The sequence below is a fragment of the Mesorhizobium sp. M2A.F.Ca.ET.037.01.1.1 genome (genome assembly GCF_003998075.1).
GTDB lineage: Bacteria > Pseudomonadota > Alphaproteobacteria > Rhizobiales > Rhizobiaceae > Mesorhizobium.
Genome location: NZ_RZSA01001751.1, coordinates 1 through 521 on the forward strand (window position 1 = coordinate 1; position 521 = coordinate 521).

The 521-nt window shown below is 62.2% G+C and carries 2 pseudogenes; one reads left to right on the forward strand and one right to left on the reverse strand.

What is annotated here, in order from left to right:
• Positions 1-163 (reverse strand): annotated as a pseudogene (locus EOA27_RS43270) (oxidoreductase); the annotation flags it as partial.
• Positions 164-275: 112 nt separating this feature from the next.
• Between EOA27_RS43270 and EOA27_RS39595 the strand changes: the two are divergent.
• A pseudogene (locus tag EOA27_RS39595) lies at positions 276-521 on the forward strand (AraC family transcriptional regulator); the annotation flags it as partial.

Sequence of the window (521 nt, forward strand, 5' to 3'; positions counted from 1 at the left end):
GCGCCGAGGCGTCGGTGGCGTCGGCTTGTATCGACCGCACATTGCGCAACGGGTTCGAACCGACGCTTCGGCTGGTCAGGATGACATCATGGCCTTCCTCGCCAAGAAGGCGAGCCGTCTCGCGTCCGACCGGGCCCGCGCCGACAACAACATATGAACTCATGGCAACCTCTCTTCCATGTTTTGAAGGAGAGGCGGGAGTACAGGGTTGCGGCGTTGAAAATCGCGCCGGAATTGCCAAATCTTGAACAGGTTTTGCCATGAATCGAGAGAGCATGCTTCCGCAATTCGCTCCGGCCCCATCCGACGTCACGATGCTTTCCCGGCACGTCGAGGCAGGCGTCCATCGGCTGCCTCGGGCAACGCATCATCGCGTCATGGTGCATGCGAGTGCTGCGACGCGCTCCTACTGCCATCAGGCCAGGCGATATTTCGTCAGGCGCGCCGGCGACATCGACCTTGTGCCGGCCGGCGAGGAGGGCGGCTTCGAGGCCGAAACGCCGTTCGACACGATGGAGATC